General features: G+C 59.1%; 16 protein-coding genes. 6 read left to right on the top strand and 10 right to left on the bottom strand.

Going from position 1 to position 14,018, the window contains the following annotated elements; translation table 11 throughout:
* On the bottom strand, positions 1-269 hold a 269-nt coding region (locus B5D61_RS02495), incomplete at its 3' end, for a transposase (RefSeq protein ID WP_139373014.1).
* 71 nt (positions 270-340) lie between these two features.
* Between B5D61_RS02495 and B5D61_RS02490 the strand changes: the two genes are divergently transcribed.
* The 4 genes from B5D61_RS02490 to deoC all read left to right on the top strand — a co-directional run bounded on the left by B5D61_RS02490 (position 341) and on the right by deoC (position 4,114).
* Positions 341-520 carry a hypothetical protein gene (locus B5D61_RS02490; RefSeq protein ID WP_078811699.1) on the top strand — a complete coding sequence of 60 codons (180 nt, stop codon included), beginning with the start codon at positions 341-343 and terminating at the stop codon, positions 518-520.
* Between the two features lie 304 nt (positions 521-824).
* A complete protein-coding gene (locus B5D61_RS02485; RefSeq protein WP_078811698.1) occupies positions 825-1,295 on the top strand; it encodes a class I SAM-dependent methyltransferase in 471 nt (156 codons plus the stop codon).
* Between the two features lie 93 nt (positions 1,296-1,388).
* The gene (gene ilvD / locus B5D61_RS02480) at positions 1,389-3,113 is read left to right on the top strand and encodes a dihydroxy-acid dehydratase (protein WP_078811740.1); all 1,725 of its coding nucleotides are present in this window, start codon (positions 1,389-1,391) and stop codon (positions 3,111-3,113) included.
* A gap of 239 nt (positions 3,114-3,352) precedes the next feature.
* Complete coding sequence (gene deoC, locus B5D61_RS02475; protein ID WP_078811697.1) at positions 3,353-4,114, top strand: deoxyribose-phosphate aldolase; 762 nt, start codon at positions 3,353-3,355, stop codon at positions 4,112-4,114.
* A gap of 21 nt (positions 4,115-4,135) precedes the next feature.
* Here the strand turns inward: deoC and B5D61_RS02470 are convergent, their stop codons facing one another.
* The 5 genes from B5D61_RS02470 to B5D61_RS02450 form a co-directional block, all read right to left on the bottom strand.
* Entirely contained in the window at positions 4,136-4,633 is a 498-nt protein-coding gene (locus B5D61_RS02470) for a hypothetical protein (RefSeq protein WP_078811696.1), read from the bottom strand.
* 159 nt (positions 4,634-4,792) lie between these two features.
* Positions 4,793-5,233, bottom strand: a complete 441-nt coding sequence (locus B5D61_RS02465) for a hypothetical protein (RefSeq protein WP_078811695.1) — start codon at positions 5,231-5,233, stop codon at positions 4,793-4,795.
* A gap of 116 nt (positions 5,234-5,349) precedes the next feature.
* Positions 5,350-5,631 carry a hypothetical protein gene (locus B5D61_RS02460; RefSeq protein WP_139373013.1) on the bottom strand — a complete coding sequence of 94 codons (282 nt, stop codon included), beginning with the start codon at positions 5,629-5,631 and terminating at the stop codon, positions 5,350-5,352.
* A 63-nt stretch (positions 5,632-5,694) separates the two neighbouring features.
* A complete protein-coding gene (locus B5D61_RS02455; RefSeq protein ID WP_078811693.1) occupies positions 5,695-6,360 on the bottom strand; it encodes a YoaK family protein in 666 nt (221 codons plus the stop codon).
* An 89-nt stretch (positions 6,361-6,449) separates the two neighbouring features.
* Entirely contained in the window at positions 6,450-7,832 is a 1,383-nt protein-coding gene (locus B5D61_RS02450) for an APC family permease (protein ID WP_078811692.1), read from the bottom strand.
* A gap of 397 nt (positions 7,833-8,229) precedes the next feature.
* On the opposite strand from B5D61_RS02450, the gene B5D61_RS02445 reads away from it, so the two are divergent.
* Positions 8,230-9,180, top strand: a complete 951-nt coding sequence (locus B5D61_RS02445; protein WP_078811739.1) for an EamA family transporter — start codon at positions 8,230-8,232, stop codon at positions 9,178-9,180.
* A complete protein-coding gene (locus B5D61_RS02440) occupies positions 9,177-9,965 on the top strand; it encodes a methyltransferase domain-containing protein (protein WP_078811691.1) in 789 nt (262 codons plus the stop codon). Before B5D61_RS02445 ends, B5D61_RS02440 begins: the two co-directional genes overlap by 4 nt.
* Before the next feature lie 150 nt (positions 9,966-10,115).
* Here the strand turns inward: B5D61_RS02440 and B5D61_RS02435 are convergent, their stop codons facing one another.
* The 4 genes from B5D61_RS02435 to B5D61_RS02420 all read right to left on the bottom strand — a co-directional run bounded on the left by B5D61_RS02435 (position 10,116) and on the right by B5D61_RS02420 (position 13,920).
* Positions 10,116-11,213, bottom strand: coding sequence for an aminopeptidase (locus tag B5D61_RS02435; protein ID WP_176159181.1), 1,098 nt, complete (start codon positions 11,211-11,213; stop codon positions 10,116-10,118).
* A 43-nt stretch (positions 11,214-11,256) separates the two neighbouring features.
* A complete protein-coding gene (locus B5D61_RS02430) occupies positions 11,257-11,472 on the bottom strand; it encodes a hypothetical protein (protein ID WP_139373012.1) in 216 nt (71 codons plus the stop codon).
* Positions 11,473-11,871: 399 nt separating this feature from the next.
* Positions 11,872-13,374 (bottom strand): YfbK domain-containing protein, encoded by a 1,503-nt coding sequence (locus B5D61_RS02425; RefSeq protein WP_078811688.1) that lies wholly within the window; start codon positions 13,372-13,374, stop codon positions 11,872-11,874.
* A 6-nt stretch (positions 13,375-13,380) separates the two neighbouring features.
* Complete coding sequence (locus B5D61_RS02420) at positions 13,381-13,920, bottom strand: RNA polymerase sigma factor (RefSeq protein ID WP_078811687.1); 540 nt, start codon at positions 13,918-13,920, stop codon at positions 13,381-13,383.
* Positions 13,921-14,018 lie beyond the last annotated feature (98 nt).

The raw sequence follows: 14,018 nt of genomic DNA, 5'->3' as shown, positions 1-14,018 counted from the left end.
TGCGCCATGGCCTCCAAGCACCCAGCCTTGATCCAGCGCTGCCATTGCTGGTAAACAATGGCCCAAGGCGGCAGGTCATGGGGCAGCATTCTCCAAGGGCAACCAGCCCGGACGACATAACGAACGGCATTGAACACATCGCGCAAGGAGTGCTCCCGTTGCGGAGCCTCTTCCGTCATGAGTTCAAGGTAAGGGCGGCAGAACTGCCACTCTTCATCGCTGACATCGGTGGGATACGGAGGCTTGGGTTTCACGGTCTTGGCTGCCATCCCAAGCTTATGCTCACTCTTTCACCCATTGTACAGCGCCTTTTCAAAGTTCATAACACGCTCTAGAAGGAATGACATTGGAACAAGCAGAAGGATTAGCGAAGCTCTCCTCAGACGTCGATTCGACGATGCTAAAGATCTCCTCTGCTGCTGCTTCCAAAGGCCTCCATGCTTTAGAGGTAAAGGCAGCAAAGGGCAAAATCACCTTGCCAACGGGTGGATTTTCAAGGTTGAGCCTGGATGCAGACTGAAGCTTAAAGTTAGAATGAAGGTTTGGGTGAGGAGTCCTTGCTAAGATTTTAAGATCGGGTGTATGGTTATTATTGACTAGACCATAATTAGCATTTCATACATCTCTCCGACACAGATGCCCTTGAATATCTATCAGATCTTCTCTCCTCTCATGAGGAGATTCCGAGGCCGAAGATTTGCATGGTTTTGTGGGCATATCAGGCCCCAGATGACGGACAAGGTTTTGGATGTGGGCGGTTACCCAAGTACTTGGACACCTCATGAGCCGGTGGCCAAAGCATTGAATGCCTCAACATTCATGAGATGGCCTGGGACACGGACAGTTTCCCCGCTCACCAAATACGCATGTTCGTCGGGGATGGTCGGGCTTTAGAGGCGCCGGATCAATCCTACGACATCCTGTTTTCCAACAGTGTCATTGAGCATGTCGGCACCTGGGAAGATCAGCAGGCATTTGCGGACGAAGCCAGACGGGTGAGGAAGGATCTGTGGATCCAGACACCGGCTTACGAATGTCGGATTGAGCCCCATTACGTCGGGTTTTACATTCATCGTTTTCCCAAGAAATGGCAGAAGGCATTGATTCGCTGGATCACTCTTCGGGGCTGGATTCATCGGCCGACTCAGGCACAGGTGGATGATGAAGTGAACAGCATCCGGTTGCTGACACGAGAGGAAGTGGCCACTCTGTTTCCGGATTGTGAAATCCTCACAGAACGCATGCTGGGCCTCATTCCCAAGTCCTACATCGCCTTTAGAAAAGCTCGCGATTAGGACCTCTGAGTCGTCGTTTTCACATTGCTGACCCCTGATGTTCCAGGCTTGCAAGCAGCGCGGGGCGCTGGCAGTATGCGCGCCCACCCCATCATGGCTAAGAAAGCAGCATCCAAAAAACCCGCCGAGTCCCTCCACCGCAAACACAGCGCTATCGTCGTGGATGGCGTCGAGCGTGCCCCCAGCCGCGCGATGCTGCATGCCGTGGGCTTCAAGCGGGAAGACTTCCAGAAATCCCAGATCGGCATCGCCAGCACCTGGAGCATGGTCACCCCGTGTAACATGCACATTGACCGGCTGGCCAAAGAGGCCGCGAAGGGCGTGGATGCCGCCGGGGGTAAGAGCGTGATTTTCAATACCATCACCATCTCCGATGGCATCTCCATGGGCACCGAGGGCATGAAATACTCCCTGGTCAGCCGTGAGGTCATCGCAGATTCCATCGAAACCGTGGTCGGTTGCGAAGGCATGGACGGTTTTGTCGCCATCGGTGGTTGCGATAAGAACATGCCCGGCTGCGTGATGGCCATGGCGCGTCTGAATCGCCCCAGCGTCTTCGTGTATGGCGGCACCATCCTCCCGGGCTGCGTGGGCCATGAGAAAAAGGACGCCGACATCGTGACCGTCTTTGAGGCCGTGGGTAAACACGCCAACTGCCAGATCACCGATGCGGATCTGGTGGATATCGAGGAGCACAGCATCCCCGGTGAAGGCTCCTGCGGCGGCATGTATACGGCTAACACCATGGCCAGCGCCATCGAGGCCATGGGCATGTCTCTCCCCAACTCCGGCGCTCAATCCGCCGTGGGTAGTGATAAGCTGATTGATTGCTTCGACGCGGGTGCTGCTGTGATGAACATGATCAAGCTGGGCATCACTCCCCGCGACATCATGACGAAGGAGGCCTTTGAAAATGCCATCACCCTCATCATCACCCTGGGTGGCTCCACCAATGCCGTGCTGCACCTCATCGCCATGGCTCACAGCGCCGGCGTGAAGCTGACCATCGAAGACTTCGTCCGTATCGGTAAAAAGACCCCCGTGCTGGGTGACCTGAAGCCGAGCGGCAAATACTTCATGAACGACCTCGTCCGCATCGGCGGCACAGTGCCGCTTATGCGCATCCTCGTGGAAGAAGGCCTCATGCATGGCGACTGCCTCACCGTCACCGGTAAGACGATGAAGCAGAACCTGCGCAACTCCAAGATCGTCTGGCCGAAAGATCAGCAGATCATCCGCCCGCTCAAGGACCCGATCAAAAAGGACAGCCACCTCGTCATCTTCAAAGGCAACCTCTGCCCTGAAGGTGCAGTGGGCAAGATCAGTGGTAAGGAAGGCCTCAGCTTCACTGGCAAGGCCATCGTCTTCGAATCCGAAGAGAAAGCGCTGGACGCCATCCTCAATGACAAGGTCAAGAAAGGTCACGTCATCGTCATCCGCATGGAAGGGCCGAAAGGTGGCCCCGGCATGCGCGAGATGCTGAGCCCCACCTCCGCCATCATGGGCAAGGGCCTGGGCAAAGACGTGGCCCTCATCACCGACGGCCGCTTTAGCGGTGGCAGCCACGGTTTCGTGGTGGGTCACGTCACGCCGGAAGCCTTCGTGGGTGGCCCCATCGCCGTCATCAAGAACGGTGACAAGATCACCATTGATGCTGAGAAGCGCGCCATCACCCTCGGTATCCCCGCCAAGGAACTGGCCGCCCGTCTCAAGGCCTGGAAGCAGCCGAAGCCACGCTACACTCGTGGGGTGCTGGCCAAGTATGCCGCCCTCACCACCAGCGCCAGCGAGGGTGCTGTGACGGACAAGAATCTGTAACCGGAAAACTTTCTATTCTTCCTCAGGGCCAGCTTCTCACCGGAGGCTGGCCTTGCTTTTTTGGAAATGGGATGGGGGGATGCTCACGCGTGGACAAGTGCAAGAGGAGAACCTCAACCCTTCATTTCCCCTCATCCCCGCCCTCTCACCAAGTCGGTTGTCAACCAGCAAACGCCTCTTTACCCCAATCGATTTCTTCCCACCTTTCACTGTCTCGTAACACTCCTCTTTCGCATGCCATGAAATACAGCTACGCCGAACTCGCCGGAATGATCGATCACTCCCTCCTGCAGCCGAACATGACCGACGCCGAAGCTGAAGCGGGGTGCGCCCTGGCGGCTGAATACGGCGTCGCCTCCGTGTGCGTGAAGCCCTATTTCGTCCCGCGTGCGGCGGAGTTACTGAAGAACACCTCTGTCATCGTCGGCTGCGTCATCGGCTTCCCTGCGGGGAACAGCAGCACGGAAGTGAAGCGCTATGAAACCGAGCGTGCCTGCAAAGACGGTGCCAAAGAGATCGACATGGTCATCAACATCGGCAAGGCCCTGGCTCGGGATTGGGACTATGTGGAGCAGGAGATCCAGACCATCGCCACCGAGACTCATCAGCATGGAGCGCGGCTGAAGGTCATCTTTGAAAACGACTACCTACCCAGCGATGACACCAAGATCAAGCTCTGTGAGATCTGCGCCCGCGCTGGCGCAGATTGGGTAAAGACCTCCACTGGCTATGGCTTCAGCAAGCAGCCAGACGGTAGCTACAATTACAAAGGCGCCACGGAGCACGATGTCCGCCTCATGCGCCAGCACAGCCCTGCGCACGTGCAGGTGAAAGCCGCCGGTGGGGTGCGGGATCTCGATGGCCTCATCATGGTCCGTGACCTCGGCTGCACCCGCCTCGGAGCGAGTGCGACGAAAGCCATCCTCGATGAATACCGCCGCCGCGAGGCCGCGGGTGAAACCGCGGTCAAAGCTGCCAGCATCGGCGCGGGCGGGTATTGAGTTCATAACTCCTCCTCGGGCTCATAATTTAACATCAACGCCTTCTTGAATGGCTAGACGCTTTTCGCGAGAAAATCGAAGTTGCGTCGATAAGGCTTCAATGCGGATCATCTTGTCCTGATATCGCTGAAGGCGCACATACCAGAGAACAAAACCGATCAGTGTCACCATCAACAAACCTGCCGAGGTGCCTAAAAACACCAGGACCAGATTGGCGATGAACCGACTCTGTGGCTCAATTTCATCGGCATCGAACGCTTCAAGGTAAACCGTGGCGTTGTTGTTGTCTGGATTGAGTTCCGTTACAGACGGCGGTGGCGGCGGTGGTTGGACATGCTCTTCGACCAAATCGTGGAGTCCTAGCTTTCTAAAGATCTCCTTCATCGCATCTTCATCCTCTGTCGTCGCGATGACTGTGAAGCTCAGCAACAGCAATGAGGGGATCAAAATGGCGCTGAAAATGGCCAAGAATTTATACAGATTATCCGTGGGTATCTGAATTTGAGCTTCGGTTTTCATAGATGGATCGAGAGAACCTCACCATCTAAATAAAAAGCTTATTTTTGAGCAAGAATATTCATCATAAGATATCGTCACTTATATTGATTTAAAATATCTATCCACATGGTCAAGCCGCCGGCCATCGAGTTTGCTCAGAATGGATTGAGGGTCATGCACTCACTCAAAGATCGCCTTTGGAGCCCCGGTTTCTTCGGGCCAATCCACATAGGGCACATCGGTCGCGCCGATGACGTAGCGCACGGTCACCCACTGGCCGTGAGTAAGGTGCAGGAGGGCAAAGATTCCGCCATCGAAGGCCCCCTCGCGCAGGGCTTCTTCATGGATGGTGCCGGTGTAGTCCATGGGGCTGCCATCGGACTTCAGCGGCTCACCTGCCAGGAAGGCCCATTGGCCGAGCACCTTCAGGCGACTGACTTTGAAGATGACCTCGCGCTTCAACTCCGCCTTCACCGGCTCACGCAGGGCGTTCATCAGGGCCTCACGCTCTGCTGAGCCCGGTTTAGGCGTGTAGGGTTCAGCCGAGAGCGCGGTGGTGAGGGGCATCAGGCAGGTGCTGACGACCAGGGGGAAAATGAGGCGGGGAGAGAGTGGGATCATGGGGAGGCAAACCTGAATCTGTTATAAAAACCATAATCCATTCTGGGGAGGAGGTTTCACCACTCGCTCTATTTTTTTCATAGGGAAAGGCTATCAGTTTGCCGCTCCCTGTCGGCCTAAATGAGGGCGAGGATGGTGAGCAGGAAACTGATCAATACCGCATGACGATAGCGATGCCTCAGCTGCGGGGAACTGAGCCACATCCCCACCCATCCGATCAAAGAGACGGTGAGGCATGTGTGAAGAGCGGAGACAAAGGCCTGACTCAGATAGGGGTATAAAGAAAAGGGCGTGCTACGGAAAGCCCCAAACCTTGAGCCGAGCATGATGATGCACCCCGAGAGGAGGTTGATGGCTAGCAGCGTGACGAAAGCCGTGCGCAGAATCCTGCGGACCATGATCTGCCAAGGTGCGTCTGGAGATGGGATGGCCAAGCGTTGGAGAGGGAAGGATCGTCGTTCTCACTTGGCGGCCTGCCGCCGGTGATAGCCCTCATACACCAGCGCGGCTAGGGCGGTGATGGTGGCGGGGATGAAGAGGGTGGCGTAACCGAGCCGATGAAAGGAGGCCGCCCCTGCCACACCGCCGAGCAGAAAGCCGGAGATGATGAGGAAGCATAGGCGCAGGCGGCGCTGATCCACCGGCAGGCCACGCAGCGCATGGCCGAGAAAGATGCCGAGATCGGTGAACATGCCGGAGAGGTGGGTGGTGCGCACCACGGTGCCGCTGTAAGTGGTGACCATGGCATTCTGGAGGCCGCATGCGCAAGCGGCGGTGTAGAGGCCGTAGAGACTCTGGCCGCTGAGCAGGGGCACGGAGAGCGCGAGCAGAGCGGACTCCATCAGCAGCGCCACCCCATACCGCCGCCCCAGCTTGAGCGTGCTGTCCTGGATGATGTAGCCGCTGATGACGGTCCCCGCGACGAAGGAGCCGATGACAGCAGCGAAGTGCAGGGTCCGTGCGCCATCCAGAGCCGCCACGGCAGCACCCAGCATGGAGGTGGTGCCGGTGAGGTGAGTGATGGCCTGATGCTCAAAGCCCAGCAAGCCCACCACATTCACCATCCCCCCGATGAAGGCCAGAATCCAGGCCCCCGTCCAGACCCAGCGCGGCAGTTTGGAGATCATGTTCAGGCACGATAAGAGGGATGCCTGGAGGCGTCAAGACAGCGACTTCGAGAGGAGCACTGTCATTAACCCAGTTTGTGTAGCCTCCTTCAATCCACCTCTTCAACCACCACCTCCTTCGGCTTCAGAGCGCGATACAGCACCAAGCTGATGGCGATGATGGCCAACGCAATGAGCGGGGCCGTGCGGGTGGCTTCATCCTCGCTGGTGAGGGCCGTTTGAAACCGCACGACGATGAGCGCCGCGCACACCAGCGCGCCCAGAGCTGGCACAAAGATAGGCACCTCAAAGCCGCCCTTCTCATCGTTCGGGCTCAGCTTCAGCTTCACCAGGGCGATATTGACGATGGTGAAGACGGTGAGCAAGAGCAGCACGGTGGACTCCGCGAGCTGCTTCACACCGCCACTGAGAATGAGGACGGTGACGATCCCAAACAGCACGGCAATAGCCACATGCGGGGAGTGACGCACCGGATGCACCCGGGCCAGCAGCGCAGGCAGCAGGCCCTGCTTGCTCATGCCATAGAGGAGGCGGGAGCCCATGATATAGTTCAGCAGAGCCGTATTGCCGATGGCAAAGATGGTGATGGCGGCATACACGCTATCAATGCCGGTGAACCACGGCGCGGCTTTCTTGGCCACATCCATCAGCGGGGCCTTGCTGATGGAGAGCTCCTGCCAGGGCAGCACGGAGACGGCGGTGATGGCCACGGCCATGTAGATGATGGTGGCCAGGATCATGGCACCCACCAGACCGAAGGGGATGTTCCTGCGCGGATTCTTCACCTCTTCACTCACATTGAGGATATCCTCAAAGCCAATGAAGGAATAGAACGTCAGCACCGCCCCCTGCATCACCAGGGCCAGCGTGATGCCAGAGCCGGGGCCACCCGAGGCCGTGTCATGCGCCGTTTCCAGATAGTCCACACTGCCCCAGTAGCTCACCCCCACCGCAATGATGAAGAGCAGCCCGGAGGCCTCCACCACGGTGCAGACGATGTTGGCCCACATGCTCTCCCGCAGCCCCCGATAGATCACGCAACCGACGAGGAAGACGAGGGCGATGGCGACCAGCTTGGTTGGCAGTTCCATGTTAAGCGCCTTAGCCAGATTTTCCGCGATGGCCTGTGTGCCGGTGGCCATGCTGGTGAGGCCGCTCATCATCACCGCGATGCCCACCGCATAGCTCAGCCAGGGCTTCCGTAACGAGTGCTGCGTGACATAAGACGCCCCACCCGCCTTGGCATAACGGCTGCCCACACAGGCGTAGGACAGGCCGGTGAGCAGAGCCGCCACCATGGCCAGGAGAAAGGCTAGCCACACCGCATTGCCCAGATCGGTAGCCGCCTTACCGATGAGCGCATAAATGCCGGCGCCGAGCATGGAGCCGAGACCATAAAACAGGATCTGCCAGCCACCGACAGTCTGTTTCAGTTCCGAGGAGGAGGACGGAGCGGGGGACGTATCAGCCATGGGTGTCAGGGGTAGCGGATATCGGCCCAAGGGGGAAGCAGAAATGCACGTGAGGGATGCATCAGCGAACGCAAGCCATACCAAGATAGCTCCCGCAGGCAGCCTCTCAATACACGCGCATCTTGGTTTCATGCCTTCGCTTGACAGAGCCTGACCAACCGTTTAAACATGCGGTGTTAGATGAACTCTCTTTCCTCCAAATGCATTCATGCTGCCGCCGGTCTCTGCCCGGTCGTGCGTGCACGTATGCATGCGGTCGTCGCCAAAGCTTGGCGCGGCCAGGTGGGATAAGGAGCTTCGTCTGATACCAATCACAGACCCCAGCTACCCCAACCCACCCCGAAAATAGGCGGTGGGTTTTTTGTTTCCCCCGCTGTGTTTTCGGGCCCTGCCCGACATGAACACCAGCCTCTCCATCCCCTCTTCAGCCAGCCTGGGCTCCGCTCCCACGCGTCCGGCTACGGCCCTCGTCGTGGCTGCGTTTGCGGCGGTCTATCTGGTGTGGGGCTCCACCTACCTGGGCATGCGGCTAGCTATCGACTCCATCCCGCCTCTGCTCATGGCGGGCACTCGCTTCATGCTGGCCGGGGGCGCTCTATATCTGGTCATGAGCATGCGGGGTGCGGCACGGCCTGATCTCGGGCACTGGGGACATGCCACGGCATCTGGGGCGCTGTTGCTCATGGCCGGGAATGGCGGCGTTGTCTGGGCTCAGCAGACCATGCCCTCCGGCGTCGTAGCTCTGGTGGTGGCCTCGGTGCCGCTCTGGATCATGGTGGTGGAGTGGCTCCGCCCGCATGGACGAAGACCCACGGCCTGGGTGGTGCTCGGTTTGATCATCGGTCTAGCCGGTGTAGTCACCATCGTGATGGGGCGTGGATCGCTCGGCCAGCGCATGGCGGAGCCCAGCACCGCCTTTATCCTGGTGGGGGCAAACATCTGTTGGGCGATTGGCTCCATCTACTCCCGTCACGCGCGAAAACCGGACTCCGCACTGCTGAGCGTAGGCATGCAGATGTTCTGTGGCGGTGTTCTGCAATTCCTGTTAGGCGTGTTACTCGGTGAGCCGGCTCGGTTTGACCTCGCCGCTATCACTGCCACGTCCGCCTGGGCCTTCGTCTATCTCACCCTCATCGGATCCTTAGTGGGTTACACCGCCTACATCTGGCTTCTGCAGGTGAGCACGCCGTCTCTCGTCTCCACCCATGCTTATGTAAATCCCTTCGTCGCTGTGCTGCTCGGCTGGTGGTTCCTGCATGAGCCCATCCCCCAGAGCGTGATCATCGCGGGCGCTCTCATTCTCTCCTCCGTGATCCTCATCACCCGTTTCTCCTCTTCTCCCAAGTGAAAAATCCTCTTCCTCTTTGCGACTTCTACGCCCCTAACGAGGCCTCGATCGAGGCTCTGACTGCGGATGGCCTGGACCTCATGACCCGCCGCACCGCAGGCACGCATGCCGCCTTTGCCCTACCGCTGCTGCGCCCCGGCATGCGGCTGCTGGATTGCGGCTGCGGCCCCGGCTCCATCACGCTCGGCCTCGCTGAACGGGTGCGGCCCGGGGGTGTCATCGGGGTGGACTACAATGGCTCCCTGCTGGATCAGGCTAATCAAGCCGCGACCGAGCGGGGGTTGAATGCTGCCTTCTTGAAAGGCAACGTTTACGAACTGCCCTTTGGAGCGGCGGAGTTTGACGGGGTGTTTTCCCACGCACTGTTCGAGCACCTGTCACGACCGACTGCCGCGCTGATGGAGCTGCGGCGGGTGATGAAACCCGGCGCCTTTATTGCCCTGCGCAGCCCGGACTGGGGCGGCTTTGTCCTAGATCCGTGGGATGGTGACGTGTCTGCGGCCATCAACGCCTATCGGGATCTCCTGGTGGAGAATGGCAGTGATGTCCTGGCCGGGCGTAAGCTCGGCGCATGGTTACGGGCCACGGGGTTCCATCATGTGACCCCTTCGGCCAGTTATGAGATCTCCCCTTCTACAAGGTTGATTGCAGACTTCATCGCCACTCAGCTTGAGCAAAATGATCAGCAAGCCGGAGCCTTCATCCTGCGTGAGTGGGCGTCTCAGCCTGGTGCCTTGTTTGCTCAGTCCTGGTTTGAAGCCGTCGGCTGGAAGCCGTGGATCTAGGTGTTGACCCGCCTGCTTTTAGGCAGTTTCGGGGGATGTTACCAAACTCCTCCGATTCCGCCTGAAGGCGGGGCTCCGGCCCTGAGCCGCTTCAGTTAGGCGGCTTGCGGCATTGATTCATGCCACAGCCTTAGAGGCATCGATCCGGTATCAATTCAGCGGCTGTAGCTCAGGCAGGACAAACTTACCGTTCTTGCGGATGAGTAGGCCATCGAAGTGGATTTCACCGCCGCCATAGTCGGGGCGCTGGATATTCACCAGATCCCAATGCACTTGGCTGCGATTGCCGTTATCGGCGATGCCTTCGTAGGCTTGCCCTGGGGTGAAGTGGAAGCTTCCGGCGATCTTTTCATCGAACAGGATGTCACGCATCGGCTCGCGGATTTCCCGGTTAAAGCCAATGGCGAATTCGCCGATGTAGCGAGCGCCTTCATCGCTATCGAGGATCTTATTGATGGCCTCGGTATTGTTCGCCGTGGCATTGATGATCTTGCCCTTAGAAAACTCCAGCTTCACGGAGTCGAAGGCGATGCCTTGGTAAATGGTCGGCGCATTGTAGCTGATCACGCCCTCCACGCTATCCTTCACGGGTGCGCTGAAGACTTCTCCATCCGGGATGTTATGACGGCCACCACAGACGATGGATTTCAGACCCTTGAGACTGAAGCGCAGATCCGTACCTGGACCGGTGATGTGCACTTCCTTGGCCTTATCCATGAGCTTTTTCAGCGAGTTCATAGCCGGGATGAGGGCGGCGTAATCCAGCAAACAAACTTTGAAGAAAAAGTCCTCGAAGGCCTGCGTGCTCATGCCCGCCTGCTGAGCCATAGCACTGGTAGGCCAGCGCAGCACGCACCAGCGGGTGTTGTTGACGCGCTCGTTTTGGAAAGGGCGCATCTTCGACATGACCATCTTCATCTTCTCCGGCGGCACATCACTATTCTCGGTGATGTTATGGCTGCCACGCACAGCGATGTAGCAGTCCATCTTCTTCATGAGGTCGAGGTAGTTCTCCGCCATCACGTCATACTGGACCTCATCCGCATGGATCATCAGCTCACGAGTGACCGTGGTGTCATGCAGCTTCACGATCGGGCGGCCTTTTGCCTCCACCACGGCACGGATCAGCGACTGGGCCACATAACCGGGCACATCGAAACAATCGATCCAGACGAAATCTCCTTTCTTAACCTGAGTGGAGTAACGGACAAGTTGGCGAGCGAGCTGGTCAACGCGTGGATCGTGCATGATCCGTCACATTAGGGGCTTCGAGCTTTTGGTAAAGGCAGATTTAGTCAATCCTACAGGAGCGAGCTCGCCGCATCAGGTCAGTCACAGCTTCCGCCTCCATCCGAACCCCCATCGCTTCCACCACTGTCAAAGCTCCCTCCGCTGTCGAAACTGCTGCTACCGCAATCCCCGTAGCCCGATGAAACGTCGTGATGCGACGAAGCGTGATGCGTGTGAGAACCAGTGTCCCCCCAATGTCCATGAGGCGAGGAGGCATGACCACTCTCCGCCGGAGCCATGAAAACTCCGCCATCCGAAGGCCAAAAAGGTGGCGTGGTATCCACCGGCTGTCTCCGCCGCGGAGCTGAGCGGGGTCGGGCGTTCCGTTTCACAACGGAAATGAGCGTCAGGATCGATAAGACCAGAAAGACACCTGCGCAGAAGAAAATGAGGCCCATACTCATATTCTACCTTAATCCCCTCCCCTGATGCAAGTGACACGGCTAAGGTTTACGAGTCTGAATCCCCGCTTTTAATCGCCTTCACGGAAGATCTCGAAGCTTCCTTGATTCCGGCTGAGGGGGCTCCGGACGCTGAAGCCGATGGCTTCACGCCTCGGTAGCTGCCTGAGGCATCCATCAATCCATTCATCCACGCATCCCTCAACCCACCTGGCTCACAGCCCGGCGGCGCTGGCAGCTTCTTTGACCATGCGGATGAAGCGGGCGCAGTCCCCGGTAGGGTCCTTGCCTTTGGATTTCTCCGCCAGGGCAAGGACGAGGCCGTGATTGAGCTTCTCCGCCTGCGGAACCCCGCGCATGAGCAGGCCGAATCCGACCACAGCGCTGTCAAAAACGAACTCCTGACGGGCCTGCTGCCAGTTGCCACCGCGATCTTGGACGTAAAGCTTGGAACTGTCGAAGGGGCCGACGGTCTGGGTGGTGAAGCGACCTTTATCCAGTGTGACGGTGGCGATGGTCTTGTTCGTGTCTGGCTCGCCATTGGGCAGATACTCATACCACACCTCATGCATGCCGGCCTGTCTCAGGGCGGCGGCAGGCTGATGGCGCTCGCAGAGCTGGCGGTATTCACGGACGTTGTTCGGATCGAACGCCACCCGCAGAGGGTAGGAATGCTCGGTGGTGGCCGCAGGCTGATCCGCAGGAAGCTGGATGGTGATGCGCAGCAGGCGATGTTTATCATTCCACGGGCAGGAGGCGGACTCGGTGCGCCAGGAGTGGATGTAGAGATCAGGCGTGCGCGGTTTGCTCCCGGCATCCTTCGGCTCGGGTGCCGTCTGGCGTGGGGCTGGGGCCGTCAGGAGATCCCGCTTGTTCAGCTTCGGCGGCAGGGGGCGGATGAGGGCGGGCTCGAGGCCAAATTGATCCACAGGCTGGCGGCTGGCATTCACAAAGGCCATGGCGCGGCTGGGGGTAGTCATGACGCCAGGTCGGGGCGCGGCAGCGGCAGGGGCGGCGGTCTGGGCTCCAGGCAGCTTGGCCACGGCAAGGGCGGCTGGCGTGGGGCTGGCGTTATCCACCACGACCACCACAGGAGCTTTCTCCGGCAGGGCTGGAGTGACCTTCGCATCCGCAATAGCTGGGGCGGTGGCTGCCAAGGTAGGCTTCACCTCCGGTGCAGACACCGGGGCGGGCGGAGTGGCCGCTGGAGCCTGCGGCTGCTTCACCGAGATGGAAGCAAGGTCGGCAGGGGCGGTCTCAAGCGGCTGCGCCTCCACCTGGGGCTGGGCGACCGGGGTGGATGCAGAGCCAGCTTCCGCCACGGCGGTGCCTGTGCTGTCCAGCTCGGCATGGCGGCCTGCCAGATAGGCCAGGGCAGCCAGGGTGACCACGGCGGCAGCCTTCAGCACACCGGTGACAACGGGCCACAGACGAGAGGTGCGGCCCATCGGCGCCGTGCGGGCCACGGCGGTGGCGGTGCGCTGAGGCAGGAGGCGGGCGGGGTAGAGCACGGCGTGGCGCTGCTCCGGCAGCAGGCGCTCCTGCGGGATGGGGGCTCCATGGCGGAGAGCATCCGTCACGGCTTCCACCTGCTCCAGCTCATGCGCAGCCACCGGGCAGGCAGCCAGCAGTTCGTGGATCTCTCGGGCCTGACGGGCCTCCAGCTCGCCCAGGGCATAGGCGGTGAGGTCAGGATTATCGTGAGGAGCAGGTTTCATAAAAAATCATTGGGGGCGGGAGGCCATTTCGCGGTTCAACAGCTCGCGCAGTTTCTTGATGGCCACATGCATGATGAAGCCGACGTTGCCGACGGTGAGGCCGGTGACATCGGCGATCTGCTGGTAGGAGCAGTCGTGCATGAATTTGAGACGGATGACTTCCCTCTGGTTCGGGCGGAGCTTATCCACCAGCTCCCAGATGCGGGCGTGGAGCTCATGGGAATCCGCATTTTCAGAGGGATCAGGGGTGAAGGAGACAGCTCCTTCCAAAGCATCTTCATTGCCAAGATCCAACCGGTGGTCCTTGCGCAGGATGTCCAGGGCGCGATTTCGGCAGACGGTGAAGAGCCAGGCCTTGAGGTTATCCCGCACCTTTTCAGGGTCGGTGAGGTAAAGCTTGAGCAGAGCGTCCTGCACCACATCCCGCGCCCGCTCCAGGTCCCCATTGAGGATGCCTGTGGTGTAAGCCACGAGATTGGCCTCATACTGATCAAGCGCCCGCCTGACGAGGAGGGAGGCTTCATCTGGCTGAGGCTGGACGGACATGCTTTCACTTTGTGCTGACAGGAACGCTTGGGGAAGGATTTTGTTAGAACCTGAACTGGAAAATCCTGCCGTCAGCCCCCTTTTTCGCCCGAATCCGC

Source organism: Prosthecobacter debontii (assembly GCF_900167535.1).
In the GTDB taxonomy this organism is placed as follows: domain Bacteria; phylum Verrucomicrobiota; class Verrucomicrobiia; order Verrucomicrobiales; family Verrucomicrobiaceae; genus Prosthecobacter; species Prosthecobacter debontii.
This window is presented reverse-complemented; position numbering and strand designations above follow the sequence as displayed.

Excerpts from the sequence above, each read along its gene's own strand:
- B5D61_RS02490 (WP_078811699.1), top strand. The coding sequence starts at position 341 with ATGACATTGGAACAAGCAGAAGGATTAGCGAAGCTCTCCTCAGACGTC.
- B5D61_RS02485 (WP_078811698.1), top strand. The coding sequence starts at position 825 with ATGGCCTGGGACACGGACAGTTTCCCCGCTCACCAAATACGCATGTTC.
- ilvD (WP_078811740.1), top strand. The coding sequence starts at position 1,389 with ATGGCTAAGAAAGCAGCATCCAAAAAACCCGCCGAGTCCCTCCACCGC.
- deoC (WP_078811697.1), top strand. The coding sequence starts at position 3,353 with ATGAAATACAGCTACGCCGAACTCGCCGGAATGATCGATCACTCCCTC.
- B5D61_RS02470 (WP_078811696.1), bottom strand. The coding sequence starts at position 4,633 with ATGAAAACCGAAGCTCAAATTCAGATACCCACGGATAATCTGTATAAA.
- B5D61_RS02465 (WP_078811695.1), bottom strand. The coding sequence starts at position 5,233 with ATGATCCCACTCTCTCCCCGCCTCATTTTCCCCCTGGTCGTCAGCACC.
- B5D61_RS02460 (WP_139373013.1), bottom strand. The coding sequence starts at position 5,631 with ATGGTCCGCAGGATTCTGCGCACGGCTTTCGTCACGCTGCTAGCCATC.
- B5D61_RS02455 (WP_078811693.1), bottom strand. The coding sequence starts at position 6,360 with ATGATCTCCAAACTGCCGCGCTGGGTCTGGACGGGGGCCTGGATTCTG.
- B5D61_RS02450 (WP_078811692.1), bottom strand. The coding sequence starts at position 7,832 with ATGGCTGATACGTCCCCCGCTCCGTCCTCCTCCTCGGAACTGAAACAG.
- B5D61_RS02445 (WP_078811739.1), top strand. The coding sequence starts at position 8,230 with ATGAACACCAGCCTCTCCATCCCCTCTTCAGCCAGCCTGGGCTCCGCT.
- B5D61_RS02435 (WP_176159181.1), bottom strand. The coding sequence starts at position 11,213 with ATGCACGATCCACGCGTTGACCAGCTCGCTCGCCAACTTGTCCGTTAC.
- B5D61_RS02430 (WP_139373012.1), bottom strand. The coding sequence starts at position 11,472 with ATGCCTCCTCGCCTCATGGACATTGGGGGGACACTGGTTCTCACACGC.
- B5D61_RS02425 (WP_078811688.1), bottom strand. The coding sequence starts at position 13,374 with ATGAAACCTGCTCCTCACGATAATCCTGACCTCACCGCCTATGCCCTG.
- B5D61_RS02420 (WP_078811687.1), bottom strand. The coding sequence starts at position 13,920 with ATGTCCGTCCAGCCTCAGCCAGATGAAGCCTCCCTCCTCGTCAGGCGG.